This is a genomic window from Salinivibrio proteolyticus, assembly GCF_001996165.1.
GTDB classification, from domain to species: Bacteria; Pseudomonadota; Gammaproteobacteria; order Enterobacterales; family Vibrionaceae; genus Salinivibrio; species Salinivibrio proteolyticus.
Window position 1 is genome coordinate 62351 of record NZ_MUFP01000007.1, and the last position, 21438, is coordinate 83788.

Here is a 21438-nt window from a genome sequence, read left to right on the forward strand (position 1 = left end):
TTTGCCGTCTTTACGCTTCGTCGCTGAACCAGCAAATATTACGTGCTGCCATAATGAGCTCGCCCGCACTTACTTCGTCCAATCCTTCAATGTCCAACAGATCATCGGTGCCTTGGTCGGCAAGATCTTCCAGCGTTTTCACGCCTTTCGCCGCCAATTTAAAGGCCATTTCGCGAGAAAGACCTTCCAGCGCCAACAGATCGTCAGCAGGCTCAGCGCCTTCCAGCGACTCTTCTTGTGCCAGTGCGATGGTGGTCAACGCTTCTTTGGCACGTGAGCGCAAAATGTCGACAGTGTCTTCATCTAGGCCATCAATTTCGAGCATTTCGCTCGTTGGAACGTAGGCCACTTCTTCTAGAGTGGTGAAACCTTCGTCAACCAAGGTCGCGGCAAAGTCTTCATCGATGTCGAGGTGTTTAACAAACAGCTCCAATGAGGCTTGTGCTTCTTCTTGGTGTTTTTTCTGAAGGTCTTCAACCGTCATGACGTTCAGTTCCCAACCGGTCAGTTGTGACGCTAAACGTACGTTTTGACCATTGCGGCCGATCGCCTGTGCTAGGTTATCTGCCTCAACAGCAATATCCATGGTGTGGGTGTCTTCATCGACGATGATAGAGGCCACATCGGCTGGTGCCATTGCATTGATCACAAATTGCGCTGGGTTATCGTCCCAAAGCACGATGTCAATACGCTCACCGCCTAACTCACCCGAAACGGCTTGGACGCGCGCACCACGCATACCGACACAAGCGCCGACAGGGTCAATGCGTTTGTCGTTGGTCTTCACCGCAATTTTCGCACGTGAGCCTGGATCGCGTGCTGCACCCATCAGCTCAATCATTTCTTCGCCAATTTCCGGCACTTCAATGCGGAACAGCTCGATCAGCATCTCTGGCTTTGAGCGCGTCATGAAGAGCTGGAAACCACGCGCTTCTGGGCGCACAGCATACAGCAAACCACGGACGCGGTCGCCTGGACGGAAGTTTTCACGCGGTAGTTGATCGTCACGCTGAATCACGGCTTCTGCGTTATTACCCAGATCCACGATGATTACATCACGATTCACTTTTTTCACTACACCGGTAACCAGTTCACCTTCGTTATCCATGAACTGTTCAACCACTTGTGCACGCTCAGCTTCACGTACTTTTTGTACAATCACCTGCTTCGCGGTTTGGGTGGTAATACGGTCAAAAGTGACAGACTCGATTTCATCTTCGATGTAGCCACCAAGATCGATCGTCTCGTCTTCGTACTGCGCCGCTTCCAATGTAATTTCACGGGTCGGCAATGTGACTTCGTCAACCACGAGCCAACGACGGAAAGTATCGAATTCACCGGTTTTGCGATCAATGGCGATACGTACATCAATGTCGGCTTCGTACTTCTTTTTGGTTGCCGTTGCCAGTGCGGTTTCCAGTGCCTCAAAAATACGCTCACGCGGAACGGCTTTTTCGTTTGAGACCGCTTCGACAACAGCCAAGATTTCTTTATTCATCTACTAATGCCTCATTTACTTTTAAAATGAAGGAACCAGGTTTGCTTTGGCGATATTACTCAAGGCAAACGCCTCATCTTGGCCGTCAACGCGAACCGTGATGGTGTCGCCATCGACAGAAAGGATTTCTCCTTTCCACTTACGGCGGTTTTGCATAGCCATTTTCAGCACGATGTTCACTTCATGCCCGATGAATTGCTGATAGTGATCAGCGGTGAACAGTGGGCGATCCACGCCTGGCGATGACACTTCCAGGTTGTATGCCACTGTGATTGGGTCTTCCACATCCAATACCGCGCTAACCTGACGGCTTACATCGGCGCAATCGTCGACAGTAATGCCATTTTCATGGTCAATAAAAATACGCAATGTTGAGTGTTGGCCAGCCCGAACGAACTCTAGTCCAACTAACTCATAGTCCAACGCCTCAACCGGCGCGGTCAAAAGTTCAGTCAGTTGTTTCTCTAATCCTGTCATTCCAAACCCCAGAAATAAAAAAAGGGCTTAAAAGCCCAGTTACTATCCGAATGGTCGTTTTCAGATAACAAAAAACCCCGATAATCGGGGTTTAATGTAACTGGACCCTGATGCTATACCAGTGACAGATGTCGTTGATATAGCCGTTATCGCTGGTCTCGGAAATATTTCAGCAATAACGAGAGAGTAACTCTCCGTGCCGATAAAAAATGCTTTTTATTGGCACTGCCCCGAGGGCAAAACGGCCAGCCGTTGGCTAGCCGAGTTAGCGTAACTTTGTAAAAGAACGCCAACGCGTCTTTCAGTCTAGCAGTTGAGTTAACTACTAACTAAATGTGGTTGCGGAAGATGGATTTTATCGCGAAGTGCAGCTTCGACGACCTTCGGCTGTTCAGCAGCCTAACCTTCCAAAACCTAAATTTGGTTGCGGGAGCCGGATTTGAACCGACGACCTTCGGGTTATGAGCCCGACGAGCTACCAGACTGCTCCATCCCGCGTCCGAGTGGCGATGATTATATCGCCTTTTCTTTCAAAGGTGCAAGTGATTGCACTTTGAGAACTTTGGTGCCGAGAGCGGGACTTGAACCCGCACGCCCATACAGGCACTACCCCCTCAAGATAGCGTGTCTACCAATTCCACCACCTCGGCAAATTTTCTACTGAGGGATCTCGCTGTTATCAACAGGGATTTCATTCTCAGTTGGCGTCGCTTGCTGTTCTACAGCAGGCTGACTTAAATCTTCAAAACCGCTTTGCGCTTTTGGCTTATGCGCTGTCATGTTACCTAGCACCAAGCTCAGGGCAAAAAATGCAATCGCAAAACCGGTTGTCATTCGGGTTAAAAAGTTTCCAGAGCCGCCAGAGCCAAACACTGTGTTGGATGCTCCAGCCCCGAACGAGGCTCCCATATCTGCGCCTTTACCTTGCTGAACCAGAACCAGGCCAATTACACCGATTGCGGCCAACAGATAAATCACAAGTAGAATTTCGTACATGGTTCCACCTATGCTCCAGGTTGTTGAGCCGGCAGTGTTACTTCTCAGCCAGCGCAGCCCCCTTCGTTGGGAGCGGGTGAATACTAGCGAAAGCCTGATGCCGAAACAAGAGAAAAATGCAAAAAACCCTGATTTCGACACTGTTTGCGCATTCTATAACCACCCGCTGATGAATTATTAACAGTTTGCTTTGACTGCCTCTGCAATTTCAAGCGCATAAGCCTTTACGGTTTCCGCATCAGGCCCTTCAACCATGACACGGATAAGTGGCTCAGTACCTGATTTGCGCAGCAGTACGCGCCCTTGTTCACCCAGCTTTTCTTCTACATTGGCCTTCGCGGCAAGCACAGCTTCGCTTTGTAATGGGTCAACGTCGCCTTTAAAACGGACATTTTCCAGCACTTGCGGCAGAAGTGTCATACCGTCGGTCAGTGTTTTTAGATCCATGCCGGTCGCTGCAACACTGGCTAACACTTGTAATGCAGCCACAATGCCGTCTCCGGTGGTCACTTTATCCAACACAATCACATGGCCAGAATTCTCTGCCCCGATACGCCAACCTTTCTCTTTCAGCATTTCCATCACATAGCGATCACCGACTTTGGCGCGTGCAAAAGGAATACCCAGCGACTTAAGCGCCAGTTCCATGCCCATGTTGGTCATCAGGGTACCAACGACACCACCTTTGAGTTCACCACGACGCAGACTCTCACGCGCAATGATATAGGCGATTTGATCACCATCGACCTTGTTACCAAGATGATCCACCATAATCACACGATCGCCGTCCCCGTCAAACGCAACGCCAAGATCCGCTTTTTCTTCCAGAACACGCTGCTGCAACGCACGCACGTCTGTCGCACCAACTTTGTCGTTAATGTTGGTGCCGTTGGGGACACAACCAATCGTCGTTACCTCTGCCCCCAGCTCTCGGAATACCAAAGGAGCAATATGGTAGGTTGCACCATGCGCGCAATCGAGCACAATCTTGAGGCCACTCAGGCTTAGTGCACTGGGAAAGGTGCCTTTACAGAATTCGATGTAGCGCCCCGCGGCATCATTAATGCGGCTCGCTTTACCCAGCTCGGCGGACTCCACACAGGTCAACGGCTTTTCAAGCTCGGCTTCGATAGCCAGCTCAACCGCATCGGGTAGCTTGGTGCCTTCCGACGAGAAAAATTTAATTCCATTATCGTAGTGCGGATTATGAGAAGCCGAGATCACAATGCCCGCTTCAGCGCGGAAGGTTTGAGTCAGATACGCGATCGCAGGGGTTGGCATCGGACCGGTAAATGCGGCCTCAAGACCAGCGGCAGATAAACCTGACTCGAGGGCCGATTCGAGCATATAGCCTGAAATACGGGTGTCTTTACCAATCAGTACCTTACGAGTACCTTGTTGCGACAAGACACGCCCAGCAGCCCAACCAAGCTTGAGCATAAACTCAGGGGTAATCGGGAATTCACCTACCTTGCCACGTACCCCATCGGTACCGAAATATTTACGTTCTGCCATTGTTTTTATTCTCCTAGTGCTGCACGCTTTGTCATGGCGACCACACGCAGCGCGTCCGCCGTTTCTTTCACATCATGAACGCGAATAATGTGCGCACCTTTCTGCGCTGCCAAGGTCGCGCATGCAATGCTACCACCTAAAATATCGTGTGGTGTTTTATCGACCAGCTTATAGATCATTGATTTACGCGACATGCCCGCTAATACCGGCAGGCCAAAATCATGGAAGCTGTCTAACTCAGCAAGCAATTGATAATTGTGGGCCAAGCTTTTACCAAACCCATAGCCAGGGTCAAGGATAATCTGCTGTCTTAAAATGCCGGCAGCTTCACACGCTTGGATTCGCTCGGTTAAAAACGCTTTTACGTCACGGGTAACATTGTCATACGCTGGCGCAGCTTGCATGGTACGCGGCTGCCCTTGCATGTGCATAATACACACAGGCACTTGTCGTTCAGCTGCCACCTCGAGTGCGCCAGGCTCTTGCAAGGCGCGTACATCATTAATCAAGTCCGCCCCCGCCTCTATCGCGGCACGCATCACAGCCGCTTTGCTGGTATCAATAGAAATCCAACAGTCCGATTGGGCACGAATGGCTTTTATGACAGGTACAACCCGATCGATTTCTTCTTGTTCTGCCACATCAGCAGCACCGGGACGGGTCGATTCACCACCGATATCGAGAATCGTGGCGCCATCAGCAAGCATTTGCATGGCATGTTCAATCGCTTTGTTCGATTGCTGATATTGCCCCCCATCAGAGAAAGAATCTGGGGTGACATTGAGAATGCCCATTACAACAGGGCTATCTAGGGAGAGTTGTTTATTTTTGTGTGTTATTTCCATGAGATGTCCCAACAAGGATCAAAAAAACCCCGATAAAATCGGGGTTTTATATCGCGTGGGCTTAGGCTTCAGATTGGTTTTCTGAGTCTAGCGGTTTTTGCTTTTTATCATCAGACGCTTCAGAGGACGCCTCTGGTTTTTTCGGTGTGTCATCCGATGATGAGCCACCACTGCCACCTTCCCAACCAGCTGGCTCGCGAACATCGCGACRTGCCATCAGGTCATCAATTTGGGCAGCATCAATGGTCTCGTACTTCATCAGTGCATCTTTCATCGCGTGCATGATATCCATGTTTTCTTCTAGGATCTCTTTCGCACGGTGATAGTTACGGTCGATGATGTCACGGATCTCGCTATCAATCAGGCGCGCAGTGTCATCAGACACATGCTTGGTCTGCGTCACAGAGCGACCAAGGAAGACTTCACCTTCATCTTCAGCATAAAGCAACGGGCCTAACTTTTCGGAGAAACCCCATTGCGTCACCATCTTACGGGCGATATCTGTCGCGCGCTCAATATCGTTTGATGCCCCGGTCGACACTTTATCTTTGCCATAAATCAGCTCTTCGGCCAAGCGACCACCATAAAGGCTCGAAATCATCGACTCAAGGTGCTGACGAGACATGCTGACTCGGTCTTGCTCTGGCAAGTACATGGTGACACCTAGCGCACGGCCACGCGGGATAATCGACACTTTGTACACAGGATCGTGCTCAGGCACTAAACGACCGACAATCGCGTGTCCTGCTTCGTGGTACGCAGTCGACTCTTTGGTTTCTTCCGACATCACCATCGAGCGGCGCTCAGCACCCATCATGATTTTGTCTTTGGCAAGCTCAAACTCGACCATCGACACCACGCGCTTGTTACCACGCGCTGAGAACAACGCAGCTTCGTTTACCAAGTTGGCAAGGTCGGCCCCCGAAAACCCGGGTGTACCCCGCGCAATCAAAGATGCATCGACGTCATTACCCAACGGCACTTTGCGCATGTGTACTTTCAGAATATGTTCACGACCACGGACATCAGGAAGGCTGACCACCACTTGACGGTCAAAACGGCCAGGACGCAATAACGCGGGGTCCAGAACGTCTGGGCGGTTAGTCGCGGCAATCACAATCACGCCTTCGTTGCCCTCAAAACCATCCATTTCAACCAGCATTTGGTTCAAGGTTTGCTCACGTTCATCGTGACCGCCCCCAAGGCCCGCACCACGTTGGCGGCCCACCGCATCAATCTCATCGATAAAGATGATACACGGCGACGCTTTCTTGGCTTGTTCGAACATATCACGCACGCGTGAGGCACCCACACCCACGAACATTTCTACAAAGTCAGAGCCCGAGATAGTAAAGAAAGGCACTTTTGCTTCACCGGCAATCGCTTTTGCCAGCAAGGTTTTACCGGTACCCGGAGGACCAACCATAAGTACGCCGGTCGGGATCTTACCCCCTAGCTTTTGGAAGCGGCTCGGGTCGCGCAAGTAATCCACCAGCTCTTTGACGTCTTCTTTGGCTTCATCACAGCCTGCCACGTCACTGAAGGTGGTTTTAACTTGCTCTTCACTCATCATTTTGGCTTTGGATTTACCAAATGACATGGCGCCTTTACCGCCGCCACCTTGCATTTGGCGCATGAAGAAAATCCATACCCCAATCAGCAGCAACATGGGGAACCATGAGATGAAGATCGAGGCCAGCATGCTTGGCTCTTCAGGTGGCGTGCCTTTTACGCGCACGTTTTTGTTGAGCAAGTCGTCCAGCAACTTAGGATCGTTATACACAGGCATGAAAGTGACATAGCGTGAGCCGTCACGTCGGGTAATGGTCAGCTCACGATCATCAAACGTTACTTCCTGTATTTGATCGTTGCCGATTTCACGTACGAAGGTGGTGTAGTCGACTTGACGACCGGCGCTGTCGCCTGGTCCAAAGCTTTGGAACACAGACATCAAGACAACGGCGATAACCAGCCACAAAATCAAGTTTTTTGCCATGTCACTCAAGGTGTTAGCCTCGCATAACTGAGATAGATAAATGTAAGGGTACTACAGTTTATAACCTGTAGCCACAATGTAGACCTCACGTGAGCGCGCACGTGACGAGTCAGGTTTCCGAATTTTGACCGCTTTAAACATTTTACGCACTTCGGCCAAATACTGATCAAAGCCTTCGCCTTGAAATACTTTTACAATAAAGGCGCCATCGGGCCCCAATACTTCACGACACATTTCGAGCGCAAGCTCGACGAGGTACATCGCACGAGGTTGGTCCGCCGCCTGATTACCACTCATGTTCGGTGCCATATCGGACATCACCACATCAACCATGTCCGGTTGGATACGATCTAACAGTGCATCAAGGACGGATTGTTCGCGAAAGTCCCCTTGTAAGAAACTGACACCGGGCAGCGAGTCCATCGGTAGAATGTCACACGCAATGACTTGGCCCTCGTCGCCGACTTGCGTCGCCGCGTATTGCGACCATCCGCCCGGCGCGGCCCCCAAATCAACCACTGTCATGCCCGGTTTTAGAATACGGTCTTTTTGCTGAATTTCTTCAAGTTTAAAGATAGCGCGTGAGCGATACCCTTTTTTTTGTGCTTCGTTGACGTATTTATCGTCAAAATGTTCTTTTAGCCAGCGTCCGGAGCTAGCAGAGTGCTTTTTTTTACTCATGGTTTTCCTAAAAGTGGCTCTCGCTTTGGGTCGCATTCAGCGGGAATTCAACGCGTTGTTCCTGCTTTCTCACCTTTCTGGCCGTGTCGGCAATCGCGCTCAACCGCCAGCAACACGATGAGCACCATTTATACTGTTTCAGTTTGTGGTGAGATGGCGTTAGAATGGCATGTTTTCAACCCCTAGCAAATAGAAATCGAGCCAACATGAAACTCAGCACCAAACAAAAACAGTATCTCAAAGGACTGGCTCATCAGCTCAAGCCCGTTGTATTGATGGGCGCAAATGGCTTAACCGAAGCCGTGGTCGCTGAAATTGAGCTTGCTCTTGACCACCATGAGCTGATTAAGGTGAAAGTGGCCTCTGAAGACCGCGAGACCAAGAACCTGATTGTTGACGCCATCATTCGTGAAACTGGCGCAGAAAAAGTACAGGTTATCGGTAAAACCTTGGTGATCTATCGCCAAAGCGAAGAGCGTAAAATCGAGCTACCGCGCAAATAACCGAATGGTTCGCGGTAACTTGCCGCATACCATAACAAAAAGGCCGCATCGCGGCCTTTTTACTGTGTCAAAGTCAGAGAATGTTTACACTCTGTAACACTTTCTCTTAAAGATACTCGACTTTATCGATTTCGAATTCTTTTAACCCACCCGGTGTCGTGATGCTGACTTCGTCACCTTCATCTTTACCAATCAAACCACGGGCAATAGGTGAATTCACTGAGATTAAGTTCGCTTTGATATCCGCCTCATCGTCACCAACAATGCGGTAAGTCACTTCCTCATCCGTGTTCACGTCAATCAGTGTCACGGTCGCCCCAAAAATCACTTTGCCGTTTTGTGGCATCTTGGTGACATCAATCACTTGTGCCACCGAGAGTTTATATTCGATGTCACGGATTTGCGCTTCGCAGATGCCCTGCTCCTCACGAGCGGCATGGTACTCTGCGTTTTCTTTTAGATCGCCCAGTTCACGCGCCTCAGCAATAGCGTTGGAGATCTCAGGGCGACGCTTGATCAACTTATCCAGCTCTTCACGCAGCAGTTTCTCACCGCGTACGGTCATTGGCACTTTATCCATAAATGACATTACCTCTTTCAATCCGCAGCAAAGGGATTTTGGCAAAACAAAGCCACGCCCAAACCAAAGATTCGGGCGCGGCGTAATTCAACTCTTTCATCAGATTGTAAACAAGAATCCGCGCAAAATCACCTTTGATCCAAGCAAAGCGTGAGGCCTATACGGCACGCACCGGTACAAAAGCACGTACAGCCGCAGCCGGTGTGCGTTTGACGCTTGTCTTCAATGCTATACAAGGTAGGATGAGCAAAGACAGAACTGACCGAGCCCGCATTCATGACAGGTTTTATTCGACAAACGATTGTACTGGTTGGCCTTTTATTGATCAGCGCCCTTTCGCCCGCTCTTTCGCAACCACTGCGCGTTGACCAGCTCACCCCAGTCCTTCCCCAAGGAAGCCAACTGGCATTATGGGTGAGTGATGTCAAAACCAATCATCCTCAAGTTGCCTTGCAAGCGGATGCATTACTGCCGCCGGCCAGCACGCAAAAGCTGGTAACCGGTCTCGCCGCCCGCTTATATCTGCCAGAGACCTTTCGTTTCTCTACTCGATTAATCCAAGCCGGTGATGATATTGCACTGGTGTTTAGCGGTGATCCGCTGCTCACACGCAAAGACTTGCGCCAACTACTTCGTCAGCTGCCCGCTCGAGGGCTAACCACCGTTAATAACGTCTTTTTAGATGGTCATATCTTTAGCGGTAAATCACGCGCTGTTGGCTGGCCGTGGGATATTCTCGCTGTTTGTTATAGCGCTCCCTCGACGTCCATTGCACTCAATCACAATTGTGTGCAAGGCGCAATATACAGCACACCAGACGCCGAACACACCCGTGTCCACATTCCTAGCCACCAACCAATTACAGTGACGACTGAGGCCAGAGCAGTGAGTGAAGAGGAAAAAGACGCGGCACACTGTGACTTAGATCTTAGCGCAACCCCCCGCAATCATTATCGTTTTTCTGGCTGTTTAGCGCATCGAGAGCGACCGCTGCCGCTCAATTTTGCCGTACAAAATCCGCCCGCTTATGTGAAAGCGATAATTGCAGATGAATTAGCCCGGCTCGGCGTCAAAGTAACAGGCAATATTGTACAGGCGCGCACTCCAAGCCAAGCCCGAGAGCTGGCGCGTCACGACTCCGTCAACTTGGAAGCCTTGCTGACCCGCATGATAAAAGACTCGGATAACTTAATTGCGGATAACCTGCTGAAAACAGTCGGCCAGCGGTATTTTCAGCAACCGGGATCGTACCGAAATGGCGTGGCGGCGGTGAAGGCGATCCTCGCCGAGAAAGGGCTGGATCTTACCCATGCCATCATGGTTGATGGCTCAGGGCTATCGCGGAATAATCGTTTCAGTGCGCGGCAGCTTTCTGAAGTGGTGCACTATATTCTCACCCACCCAGAATTAGGCCTCAAAGCGATGCTGCCCATCGCAGGGATTGATGGCACCTTAAAATACCGCCAGAGTGTGCGTCGCGCGCCCATCAAAGGGCGGTTATTTGCGAAAAGCGGTTCACTTTATGGCAGTCATAACTTGGCAGGGTTTATTGAAACTGACGACAATCAGCAGCAAATTGTGGTGCAGCTGGTTAGCCACTACCACCCTGATGACGAGGCCTTGCCAGATAACGTGCCAGCCCCCATCACTCAGTTCGAGCGAGAGCTTTATCAGGCGCTAATTCATCGCCGTCTGCTGCCTTAAACGCGCCTTTAGCAAAAAAAAACGCCCACCGGATGGTGGGCGCTGTCTGTAAGAACACGTTGTCGTTTACTTATTCAATACGCGCGCATGAAGCGCTTGCACCGAATTGACTTTGCTCATGTCTGCCGCCGTCAATGCCATACAAGTGGCAAAGGCAGCATTGAGTGTGGTGGTATAGTTCACCTTGGCAGCGAGTGCGCCACGACGTAGCACTTTCGAGTCTTCAATCGCTTGGCGTCCTTCGGTGGTATTCACAATGTAGCTGTACTCACCGTTCTTGATCCGGTCAAGAATATGAGGACGTCCTTCGTGAACCTTGTTAACCAATCGAGGGTTGATACCCGCTTCGCCCAAAATCACGGCTGTACCGTGAGTGGCATCCAGCTCAAACCCTAATTTCAGCAATTTAGCGGCCAAGTCGACCACACGTTGCTTGTCATTGTTACGCACCGATAGCAGTGCGCGCCCCCCTTCGCTGTAGGCTTTCCCGCACGCTAAATCCGCTTTAGCGAACGCCTCAGCAAAGGTGTCGCCAACTCCCATCACTTCACCGGTTGAACGCATTTCAGGGCCCAACAATGGGTCAACTCCGGGGAACTTGTTGAAGGGTAACACCACTTCTTTGACAGAGTAGTAAGGCGGGATCACCTCTTGGGTAAAGCCTTGCTCAGTCAACGATTGGCCCGCCATCACTCGCGCTGCAATTTTGGCGAGTGGCACACCGGTTGCTTTCGACACAAACGGCACCGTTCGTGCGGCACGCGGGTTCACTTCAATCAGATAGATCTCATCGTCTTTAACCGCAAACTGCGTATTCATGAGGCCACTGACCCCCAGCTCCAACGCTAACTTACGCACTTGCTCGCGCATCCGGTCTTGAATGTCATCGCTGAGGGTGTAAGCCGGCAGTGAGCAGGCCGAGTCACCGGAGTGCACACCCGCTTGCTCGATGTGTTCCATGATGCCACCAATCACCACGGTTTCACCATCACACACCGCATCAATATCCACTTCCGTGGCATCGTCGAGGAAATGGTCGAGCAATACTGGGGATTCGTGCGACACACTTACGGCTTCGTTAAAGTAACGACGCAGATCGGTCTCGTCATACACAATTTCCATCGCTCGTCCGCCTAGAACATAGGAAGGACGTACCACCAGTGGATAGCCAATGTCTTTAGCCTTTTCAACCGCTTGCTCTAACGCGGTCACCGTTGCATTCGCCGGCTGCTTGAGTCCTAAGCGCTGCACGGCATCTTGGAAACGCTCACGGTCTTCCGCGCGGTCAATCGCATCTGGGCTAGTACCAATAATCGGTACCCCAGCCGCTTCAAGGTCACGTGCCAATTTCAGCGGCGTTTGCCCCCCGTATTGCACAATCACGCCTTCCGGTTGCTCAACACGTACAATCGCCAGTACATCTTCAAGCGTCACAGGTTCAAAGTAGAGACGGTCGGACGTATCGTAGTCGGTCGAGACGGTTTCAGGGTTACAGTTAACCATGATGGTTTCATAACCATCTTCACGCAGCGCCAGTGACGCGTGCACGCAACAGTAATCGAATTCAATACCTTGACCGATGCGGTTCGGGCCACCGCCCAATACCATGATCTTTTTCTTGTCGGTTGGCTGCGACTCACACTCCTCATCATAGCTGGAGTACATGTAGGCAGTATCTGACGCAAACTCTGCGGCGCAGGTATCTACGCGCTTGTACACAGGGTGGATATTGAATTTATCGCGCAATTTGCGGACTTCAATTTCAGACACACCCAGCAATTTGGCAAGACGCGCATCGGCAAACCCTTTGCGTTTTAGCTGGCGCAATGTGGTTTCATTAAGCCCTGCAAAGCCATGCTCGCGGACTTGTTGTTCCTGTTTGACGATGTCTTCAATTTGCACCAAGAACCAGCGGTCGATGTTAGTCAGATTAAAGACACCATCAACTGACATGCCGGCTCGGAACGCATCCGCAATGTACCAAATACGCTCTGCACCTGGCTCTTTGAGCTCATGACGAATGCGAGTCAGAGCATCGTCGTCGTCCAGATTCACCATCTCATCAAAACCTGACGCGCCCACTTCCAAACCACGCAAGGCTTTTTGCAGTGACTCTTGCTGGTTACGGCCAATTGCCATCACCTCGCCCACTGACTTCATTTGCGTGGTCAAACGGTCGTTCGCACCGGCAAATTTTTCAAAGTTAAAGCGCGGAATTTTGGTCACGACATAGTCGATGGTGGGTTCAAAAGAAGCCGGAGTCGCACCGCCTGTGATGTCGTTCATCAACTCATCAAGGGTAAAGCCGACAGCAAGCTTAGCCGCCACCTTGGCAATCGGGAAACCGGTGGCTTTTGATGCGAGCGCGGAAGAGCGTGACACACGTGGGTTCATCTCGATGATGACCATGCGTCCAGTTTTAGGATCAATACCAAACTGTACGTTGGAGCCGCCCGTCTCAACACCAATTTCACGCAGCACCGCCAGTGATGCATTTCGCATCAATTGATATTCTTTGTCGGTCAGCGTTTGCGCAGGTGCCACCGTAATGGAGTCGCCGGTGTGGACGCCCATGGCATCGAAGTTTTCAATCGAACAAACAATGATGCAGTTATCATTTTTATCCCGCACCACTTCCATTTCATACTCTTTCCAACCAATCAACGACTCATCAATCAGAAGCTCATTGGTGGGGGACAGGTCGAGACCGCGTTCACAAATTTCCTCGAACTCTTCTTTGTTATAAGCGATCCCGCCTCCGGTTCCTCCCATTGTAAAAGAAGGACGGATGATGCAAGGGAAACCGACTTCACCTAAAACCTTGTAGGCTTCATCCATGCTATGGGCAATCCCTGCACGAGGACACTCAAGGCCAATGCTGCGCATGGCTTCATCGAAACGGTGTCTGTCTTCGGCTTTATCAATTGCATCTGCTGTGGCGCCGATCATCTCCACACCGAATTCGGCGAGTACGCCGTGGCGCTCGAGATCTAGCGCACAGTTGAGTGCGGTTTGTCCGCCCATGGTCGGCAAAATTGCATCAGGACGTTCTTTGTCGATGATGTGTTTCACAACCTGCCATTGAATCGGCTCAATGTAGGTCGCATCGGCCATTTCTGGGTCGGTCATGATGGTGGCAGGGTTCGAGTTCACCAGAATAACACGATACCCTTCTTCACGCAGCGCCTTACACGCTTGTGCCCCTGAATAGTCGAACTCGCAGGCTTGGCCAATAATGATTGGGCCTGCGCCCAGGATAAGAATGCTTTTGATGTCTGTGCGTTTTGGCATGCTCAACGACTCCAATTAGGCGCGGTGTTGTTTGATGAGGTCGATAAAGTGATCGAAAAGGGGCGCAGCATCATGTGGCCCAGGGCTTGCTTCAGGGTGCCCTTGGAAGCTAAAGGCTGGCTTCTCGGTATGATGGATCCCTTGCAAGCTGCCATCGAACAAGGACACATGCGTCGCACGTAATGTGTCAGGCAAGCTGTCATTGTCTGCGGCAAAGCCGTGGTTTTGGCTGGTGATCATCACCACCCCACGCTCCAAATCTTTCACCGGATGGTTAGCACCATGGTGGCCAAACTTCATTTTGACCGTTTTCGCACCGCTCGCTAGCGCCAAGATTTGGTGCCCCAAGCAAATACCAAATAATGGCACGCCTTCCGCTAAGAAGGTTTGGGTGGCCGCAATCGCATAATCACACGGCGCCGGATCGCCAGGACCATTAGATAAGAAGACACCATCGGGATTCATCGCCAGCACTTCGTCTGCCGGGGTGGTTGCCGGTACCACAGTCAAACGGCAGCCGCGGTCAACCAACATGCGCAAGATGTTGCGCTTGGCTCCAAAGTCGTAAGCGACAACATGGTAAGGCAATTCACTGTCCGGCAGTGCATCTGGTAGACCCTGATGCAGCTGCCATGACCCTTGCGTCCAGCTGTAACGCTCCTGCGTCGTCACTTCTTTGGCAAGATCCATCCCTTTCAAGCCCGGAAAATCTTTCGCCTTGGCCAGCGCCAGCGCTTCATCAACGCTCTCTCCGGCCACAATACAGCCATTCTGCGCCCCTTTTTCACGTAACAAACGAGTGAGCTTACGGGTATCAATGTCGGCGATGCCAACAATGTTGTGTTGTTTGAGGTAATCAGAGAGGGATTGTTGATTGCGGAAATTGCTAGCTAACAGGGGAAGATCGCGAATGACGAGGCCTTGGGCGTGGACTTGGGAGGATTCTTCGTCTTCGGTGTTGGTGCCGGTGTTGCCAATGTGGGGATAGGTAAGTGTTACGATCTGACGGGAATAAGAGGGGTCGGTTAATATTTCTTGATACCCCGTCATCGAGGTATTGAAAACCACTTCTCCCACCGCGGTGCCATCAGCGCCGATCGGGGTACCGTGGAACACTGTCCCATCTTCTAGGACTAAGAGCGCAGACTTGCTCAAGACAACCTCCAATTATATAGAAATGCACTTTTTACGACTAACGTTGCATTCACGTATTCCATCTAAGATCAAAACTCACGTCAAGCTGAATTTTGACAAATTGCGCGCATTCTAGAGATGCGAGGTTTTGCTGTCAATAATGCGCGCTACTTTTTATTGTATTTACTAAGCACTCAAGAAAAACGGACAACCTAAGCAAGATAAAGCACAATCTTGTCTGTGTTTTTTTACCAATGCACTAGATAAATTGGCAGATAAATAACTTTTTTACCCAAACCGAGCAAGAAACAGAAAACTGACATGCGCAAACGTTTACCACGCAACAAAGATCATAACTGGAAGAGTTATCGCGTCGATATGCTGTCAACAAGGGGAAAACAAAGAAAAAATCACGACAATATGAAGTGTGTTGCATGAGGGAAAGAAAGGGGAACAAAAAAACATCGCGCCGAAGCGCGATGCATAATTATTTAAGATTAAGTACATCCTGCATGGTATAAAAACCTTGCTGGTGTTGATTGAGCCATACCGCGGCACGGACCGCTCCCTTGGCAAAGGTGGAACGACTTGACGCTTTGTGCGTGATTTCAACACGCTCGCCAATATCCGCAAACATGGCGGTATGCTCCCCCACGATATCGCCAGCACGAATGGTGGCAAAGCCAATTTCATTTTTGCTACGCTCGCCGGTGATCCCTTCTCGGGCATACACAGCGACATCACTCAGCTGATTTCCCATTGCCCCGGCAATCGCTTCTCCCATTCCCAGTGCCGTGCCCGATGGCGCATCCACTTTATGGCGATGATGGGCCTCAACAATCTCAATGTCGCATTCCTCACCCATCACTTTGGCGGCTTGTTCAAGCAGTTTAAATACAAGGTTGACGCCGACACTGTAATTGGGGGCCATCACCACTGCCGTCGCTTCTGAGGCATCTTGGATGGTTTGCTTTTGTGCGTCATCAAATCCAGTTGTTCCAATCACCAACTGCTTGCCTTTTTGTTGGCACAACGCTAAGTTCGCGAGTGTGGCCGCGGGTGCGGTAAAATCAATGATCACATCAAAGTCATCCGCCACTTTGGCCAGATCGTCCACCACTTGTACGCCGAGGCGGCCCACACCCGCCAGCTCCCCTGCATCCGTCCCAATCAAGCTTGATTCAGGCCGTTCACTCGCCGCCCCTAATGTTGCGCCCGCGTATTGCGTAACCGCTTGAATAAGATTGCGTCCCATACGGCCGGCTGCACCAGCAATGGCAATACGTACCATGGTTCTCCCCTCTTTTACTTCACCAGCAGCGCTGGCCACCTATCCATTAACCCATCACTGTAGCGCGTTCGTTTCAGCTTGTATATTGCTGAAAGTGGCCCAGAAGCATGCTAACAAAAAGGGAAGCTTTCGCTTCCCTTTAATTTTGTCGATGGGTAACTAGGTCACCTCACGAATTTGTAACTCTTTCGGCACTTCGAAGAACATGTTTTCTTCACGGCCACTCAGGTTTTCTACCTCAGTGGCACCCAACGCCTTCACGCGGGCAATGATCAAATCAACCAATTCTTCTGGTGCCGAGGCGCCAGCAGTGATCCCAACCGTGTGCTTACCCTCGAACCACGCAGGATCAATGTCTTCCGCACAGTCGGTCAAGTACGCCGGGGTTCCCAGTTTTTCCGATAACTCGCGGAGACGGTTTGAGTTCGAGCTATTCTTCGAGCCCACCACCACCATCACATCACAGCTTTGGGCAAGATCACGCACTGCATCTTGACGGTTTTGGGTCGCGTAGCAGATATCATCTTTGCGTGGGCCTTGAATATTGGGGAAAACCTGACGCAAGGTATCAATCACATCAGCGGTTTCGTCCACTGACAGCGTGGTTTGACTCACATAATGCAAGTTATCTGGGTCGTTGACTTGAAGCGTGTGCACATCCGCTGGCGTTTCAACCAAGTACATACCGCCAGTTTCACTGGCATATTGACCCATAGTGCCTTCTACCTCGGGGTGTCCAGCATGGCCAATCAGCACTACTTCCATATTTTTACGACTGGCACGTGCCACTTCCATATGTACTTTGGTCACCAAGGGGCAGGTTGCATCAAATACTGTCAGTTGACGGGATTTGGCTTCATTGCGCACCGCTTGCGAGACACCGTGGGCCGAGAAGATCACAATGCTGTCATCAGGCACTTCGCTTAATTGTTCCACAAACACCGCGCCGCGTTGCTTTAGGCCTTCCACCACAAACCGGTTATGCACCACTTCATGGCGCACATAAATGGGAGGCTGATAAATTTCCAGAGCACGTTCAACGATGCTGATCGCGCGATCGACGCCAGCACAAAAGCCTCGGGGATTCGCAAGTAGGATCTTCATGACTTTGCCTTATTGCACACTGATTATTTCTACGTCAAAAATCACGGTTTTCCCTGCCAACGGATGATTGAAATCGACCGTCACAGATTCGCCGCTGACCTCGGTCACGATACCGGGAATTTCTTGTCCTTGAGGACCGCTAAACGCAATGATGGCACCCACTTCAGCAGGCGTGTCTCCCCCAAACTGACGGCGGTCCATATAGTGGATATTATCCGGGTTTGGCTGACCGAATGCATCTTCAGGTGCCAGCGTAAAGCTGCTTTGCTCCCCTTCATGCAGCCCTAACAGACAACGCTCAAAGTTCTCGGTCAAGCTGCCGTCTCCCATCACTAACTTAGCGGGTTTTCCGGCATTGTGGGTGCTGTCGGCGACCGAGCCATCTTCAAGCTTAATGGTAAAGTGCATCAATACTTCGCTGGATGCGCTAATCGCTTTCATGATCTGTCCTTATCGAAAGTCGTGTTGGGCTAATTACTACGAGCGACCCCTAGGTCGCCGATGACTGCTCATGACGAAAACTGTCTAGCACCACTAAAACGGCGCCGACACAAATGGCTGAGTCAGCGAGATTAAATGCCGGCCAATGTGAATTACCAATGAAAAAGTCGAGAAAATCGATCACATAACCATGAACGAGGCGATCAAATAAGTTGCCCAATGCGCCGCCGWTGATCATGGCATAAGCGATATTGAGCATGCGCTTGCTCGCCGGTGTCACTCGCATCCAGTATGTGAGCAAGCCGCTCACGCCTAATGCGATAACGCTAAAAAGCCAACGCTGCCAACCGCCGGCATCGCTTAAAAAGCTAAATGCCGCACCATGATTATGGACGTAGGTAAGATTAAAAAACGGCAGTAATTCAATGCGGTTTGCGGGACCATAGCCCATGGTGTTCATCACCAGCCACTTACTGCCAATGTCTAAAACGAAAACCAGAGGCGCCAGCCAAAGCCAGCGCCATCCTGATTGCGAGAGTGAGTGAGAGGTCATCACGCAAATTGGCGAGTTTCGCCTTCTCCTGCAATGTTAGTCACACAGCGGCCACAAATTTCTTCGTGTCCTTCGATCGTGCCTACATCAGCAACATGGTGCCAACAGCGGTCACATTTTTTCGCTTCAGACGCCACAACGTCAACAGATAGCCCTTCCACATCCGTTTGCGTCGCAGAAGATGATGCCTCACCAGCGATCACTGTTGCTTTCGAGGTCAGCAGCACAAAGCGCAATTCATCGCCCATCATTTGCAGCTTTTGCGCAAATTCCGCTGGCGCGTACAGCGTAACTTCGGCTTCGAGTGAACCACCAATGACCTTGTCATTACGGGCTTGTTCGAGGGTTTTATTCACCGCGGCACGAACATCCAGCAGTTTTGCCCAGAATGCATTGTTGAGCACCGCATCGTCTTCTAAGCCAAACAAGCCGTCATACCAGACATCGGTGAACACAAACTTGCCGCGTTCGCCAGGCATTTCATTCCAGATCTCATCTGCCGTGAACGACATAATCGGTGCCATCCAACGTACCAGCGCTTCGACAATGTGGAACAGCGCGGTTTGGCAACTACGGTGCGCGTGGCTCCCCGCTTTCGCGGTGTACTGACGATCTTTGATGATATCCAGATAGAAAGAGCCCATCTCAATCGAGCAGAACTGCATCAAGCGTTGGGTGACTTGGTGGAAGTTGCAAGCTTCAAACGCTTCGGTGATCTCTTGTTGTGCCGCTAATGCACGCCCCACCGCCCAGCGATCAACCGCCACCAGCTCATCGGCTGCGACACTGTCTTGCTTAGGATCAAAACCATGCAGGTTTGCCAGCAGGAAGCGCGCTGTATTACGAATACGACGGTACGCATCAGCGCTACGTTTTAGTATCTCATCCGATACCGTGATCTCACCGGTGTAGTCGGTTGATGCCACCCACAGACGCAGGATGTCGGCGCCCAGTTTGTTCATCACATCTTGCGGCGAGACAGTATTCCCCAGTGATTTCGACATCTTGCGGCCTTTGCCGTCAACCGTGAAACCATGGGTCAGTACTTTGCGATACGGTGCTTTGCCTTTGATCGCCACCGAGGTCATCAACGAAGACTGGAACCAACCACGATGCTGATCTGACCCTTCGAGGTACATATCTGCTTCTTGGCCGTTAAACTCGTCGCGTTGGTTGACCACCGCGTAGTGCGTCGCACCGGAGTCAAACCAAACATCCAGCGTATCGAGGACTTTCTCATACTGTTCAGCGTCATCACCCAACAGTTCATTCAGATCCAGATCCCACCAAGCTTGAATTCCCGCTTTCTCAACACGTGCAGCAACTTGTTCAATCAAGTTCAACGTGTCTGGGTGCAGCTCTGCGGTTTCTTTGTGAACAAATAGCGCAATCGGCACGCCCCATGTACGTTGACGTGAAATACACCAATCAGGGCGACCATCGACCATCGACTCAATACGGTTTTGGCCCCACTCAGGGATCCAATCAACGTTTTTGATCTCTTGCAACGCTTTGTCACGCAGGCCGGCTTTCTCCATCGAGATAAACCACTGCGGTGTGGCGCGGAAAATGATTGGCGTTTTGTGACGCCAGCAGTGTGGGTAGCTGTGCTCATAAGCATGGTGATGCAGCAGTGCATCGTGCGCTTTCAGCGCTTCAATCACACTATCGTTGGCTTTAAAGACATGTTGGCCTGCAAACAGTGGAGTATCCGGTAAATAGACTCCGTTGCTACCCACTGGGTTCGCGACTTCAAGATCGTATTTTTGACCAACCACAAAGTCTTCTTGGCCGTGGCCAGGTGCGGTGTGTACCACGCCCGTACCMGACTCTGTCGTGACGTGATCACCCAAGATCACAGGCACATCAAAATCGTAAAATGGGTGCTTGACGCGTTTAAGCTCAAGCGCGTCACCTTTACAGAAGCCGAGGTTGTGATAATGCTCAATACCCGCACGATCCATCACCTCTTTGACCAGTTCGGCCGCGACGATAAGGCGCTTAGGTTGCTCACCTTCAACTTGTACTAACACATATTCAAGGTCACCGGCCACCGCTACCGCACGGTTAGCAGGCAAGGTCCAAGGCGTCGTAGTCCAGATCACCACACCCACTTCGCCTTCACCTTGATGATCACCGGCGAGGTTAAAGGCACTGATCAGAGCTTGCTCGTCAACCGCGCGAAAGATCACATCAATCGATGGCGAGGTTTTATCTTGATATTCCACCTCAGCTTCTGCCAAGGCCGAGCCACAATCCGTACACCAGTGCACCGGCTTAAAGCCTTTATGCAAGTGTCCATTGGCGGCAATTTTACCCAACGCGCGGATGATGCTGGCTTCGGTATTGAAGTCCATGGTCAGGTAAGGTTTGTCCCACTCACCTAAGACACCAAGACGTTTAAAGTCCGCCTTCTGGCCTTCCACTTGTTTGGCAGCATATTCACGGCACTTCTCACGGAACTCAGCGGTTGAGACTTTTTGACCGGGTTTACCGACTTTTTTCTCTACCATCAGCTCAATCGGCAAGCCGTGGCAATCCCAGCCAGGTACATACGGTGCGTCGTAGTCCGCTAGCGTTTTTGATTTAATAATAATGTCTTTGAGAATTTTATTAACTGAGTGACCAATATGAATGTTGCCGTTCGCGTACGGAGGACCGTCGTGCAAAATAAATGTTTTTTTGCCTTTCTTCGCTTGACGGATAGCACCGTACAGATCTTCATCGTACCAACGCTTGAGCATATCAGGCTCGCGCTTAGCAAGATTACCTCGCATCGGAAACGCAGTTTCCGGCAGGTTTAAGGTATCTTTATAGTCACTCATTGAT

At 50.9% G+C, this 21438-nt stretch carries 18 protein-coding genes and 2 tRNA genes; 3 read left to right on the plus strand and 17 right to left on the minus strand.

Going from position 1 to position 21438, the window contains the following annotated elements:
* Window positions 1–10: 10 nt before the first annotated feature.
* The 5 genes from nusA to secG form a co-directional block, all read right to left on the minus strand.
* The gene (nusA, locus tag BZJ19_RS07125; protein ID WP_077675098.1) at window positions 11–1498 is read right to left on the minus strand and encodes a transcription termination factor NusA; all 1488 of its coding nucleotides are present in this window, start codon (window positions 1496–1498) and stop codon (window positions 11–13) included.
* Between the two features lie 21 nt (window positions 1499–1519).
* Window positions 1520–1975 carry a ribosome maturation factor RimP gene (gene rimP, locus BZJ19_RS07130; RefSeq protein ID WP_069589909.1) on the minus strand — a complete coding sequence of 152 codons (456 nt, stop codon included), beginning with the start codon at window positions 1973–1975 and terminating at the stop codon, window positions 1520–1522.
* 421 nt (window positions 1976–2396) lie between these two features.
* Window positions 2397–2473, minus strand: a tRNA-Met gene (locus tag BZJ19_RS07135).
* A gap of 65 nt (window positions 2474–2538) precedes the next feature.
* Window positions 2539–2625, minus strand: a tRNA-Leu gene (locus BZJ19_RS07140).
* 7 nt (window positions 2626–2632) lie between these two features.
* Window positions 2633–2971, minus strand: coding sequence for a preprotein translocase subunit SecG (secG, locus tag BZJ19_RS07145; protein ID WP_077663244.1), 339 nt, complete (start codon window positions 2969–2971; stop codon window positions 2633–2635).
* 10 nt (window positions 2972–2981) lie between these two features.
* Here secG and BZJ19_RS17095 point away from each other — a divergent pair, with 10 nt between their 5' ends.
* Complete coding sequence (locus BZJ19_RS17095; RefSeq protein ID WP_157891167.1) at window positions 2982–3152, plus strand: hypothetical protein; 171 nt, start codon at window positions 2982–2984, stop codon at window positions 3150–3152.
* On the opposite strand, the gene glmM is transcribed toward BZJ19_RS17095, so the two are convergent.
* The 4 genes from glmM to rlmE all read right to left on the minus strand — a co-directional run bounded on the left by glmM (window position 3149) and on the right by rlmE (window position 8008).
* Window positions 3149–4486 carry a phosphoglucosamine mutase gene (gene glmM, locus BZJ19_RS07150; protein WP_077675099.1) on the minus strand — a complete coding sequence of 446 codons (1338 nt, stop codon included), beginning with the start codon at window positions 4484–4486 and terminating at the stop codon, window positions 3149–3151. The genes BZJ19_RS17095 and glmM overlap by 4 nt on opposite strands.
* Before the next feature lie 5 nt (window positions 4487–4491).
* Complete coding sequence (gene folP, locus BZJ19_RS07155) at window positions 4492–5331, minus strand: dihydropteroate synthase (protein WP_077675100.1); 840 nt, start codon at window positions 5329–5331, stop codon at window positions 4492–4494.
* A 61-nt stretch (window positions 5332–5392) separates the two neighbouring features.
* Window positions 5393–7327 carry an ATP-dependent zinc metalloprotease FtsH gene (gene ftsH, locus BZJ19_RS07160; RefSeq protein WP_077675101.1) on the minus strand — a complete coding sequence of 645 codons (1935 nt, stop codon included), beginning with the start codon at window positions 7325–7327 and terminating at the stop codon, window positions 5393–5395.
* Window positions 7328–7378: 51 nt separating this feature from the next.
* Window positions 7379–8008 (minus strand): 23S rRNA (uridine(2552)-2'-O)-methyltransferase RlmE, encoded by a 630-nt coding sequence (gene rlmE, locus BZJ19_RS07165; RefSeq protein ID WP_069589901.1) that lies wholly within the window; start codon window positions 8006–8008, stop codon window positions 7379–7381.
* 206 nt (window positions 8009–8214) lie between these two features.
* On the opposite strand from rlmE, the gene yhbY reads away from it, so the two are divergent.
* On the plus strand, window positions 8215–8511 hold the full coding sequence (yhbY, locus tag BZJ19_RS07170) for a ribosome assembly RNA-binding protein YhbY (RefSeq protein ID WP_069589899.1): 297 nt from the start codon (window positions 8215–8217) through the stop codon (window positions 8509–8511).
* 106 nt (window positions 8512–8617) lie between these two features.
* Here the strand turns inward: yhbY and greA are convergent, their stop codons facing one another.
* On the minus strand, window positions 8618–9091 hold the full coding sequence (greA, locus tag BZJ19_RS07175) for a transcription elongation factor GreA (protein ID WP_069589897.1): 474 nt from the start codon (window positions 9089–9091) through the stop codon (window positions 8618–8620).
* Between the two features lie 276 nt (window positions 9092–9367).
* On the opposite strand from greA, the gene dacB reads away from it, so the two are divergent.
* Window positions 9368–10795, plus strand: a complete 1428-nt coding sequence (gene dacB / locus BZJ19_RS07180) for a D-alanyl-D-alanine carboxypeptidase/D-alanyl-D-alanine endopeptidase (RefSeq protein WP_201249182.1) — start codon at window positions 9368–9370, stop codon at window positions 10793–10795.
* A 66-nt stretch (window positions 10796–10861) separates the two neighbouring features.
* On the opposite strand, the gene carB is transcribed toward dacB, so the two are convergent.
* The 7 genes from carB to ileS form a co-directional block, all read right to left on the minus strand.
* Window positions 10862–14086 (minus strand): carbamoyl-phosphate synthase large subunit, encoded by a 3225-nt coding sequence (gene carB / locus BZJ19_RS07185; protein WP_077675102.1) that lies wholly within the window; start codon window positions 14084–14086, stop codon window positions 10862–10864.
* 15 nt (window positions 14087–14101) lie between these two features.
* Complete coding sequence (gene carA / locus BZJ19_RS07190; protein WP_077675103.1) at window positions 14102–15241, minus strand: glutamine-hydrolyzing carbamoyl-phosphate synthase small subunit; 1140 nt, start codon at window positions 15239–15241, stop codon at window positions 14102–14104.
* Window positions 15242–15707: 466 nt separating this feature from the next.
* The gene (dapB, locus tag BZJ19_RS07195) at window positions 15708–16511 is read right to left on the minus strand and encodes a 4-hydroxy-tetrahydrodipicolinate reductase (RefSeq protein WP_077480561.1); all 804 of its coding nucleotides are present in this window, start codon (window positions 16509–16511) and stop codon (window positions 15708–15710) included.
* A 159-nt stretch (window positions 16512–16670) separates the two neighbouring features.
* Entirely contained in the window at window positions 16671–17615 is a 945-nt protein-coding gene (gene ispH / locus BZJ19_RS07200) for a 4-hydroxy-3-methylbut-2-enyl diphosphate reductase (RefSeq protein ID WP_069586573.1), read from the minus strand.
* 9 nt (window positions 17616–17624) lie between these two features.
* Window positions 17625–18056, minus strand: a complete 432-nt coding sequence (gene fkpB / locus BZJ19_RS07205) for an FKBP-type peptidyl-prolyl cis-trans isomerase (protein ID WP_069586572.1) — start codon at window positions 18054–18056, stop codon at window positions 17625–17627.
* Between the two features lie 49 nt (window positions 18057–18105).
* On the minus strand, window positions 18106–18609 hold the full coding sequence (gene lspA, locus BZJ19_RS07210) for a signal peptidase II (RefSeq protein WP_077675104.1): 504 nt from the start codon (window positions 18607–18609) through the stop codon (window positions 18106–18108).
* The gene (gene ileS, locus BZJ19_RS07215; protein WP_077675105.1) at window positions 18609–21434 is read right to left on the minus strand and encodes an isoleucine--tRNA ligase; all 2826 of its coding nucleotides are present in this window, start codon (window positions 21432–21434) and stop codon (window positions 18609–18611) included. The genes lspA and ileS overlap by 1 nt, the downstream gene beginning before the upstream one ends.
* Window positions 21435–21438: the final 4 nt, after the last annotated feature.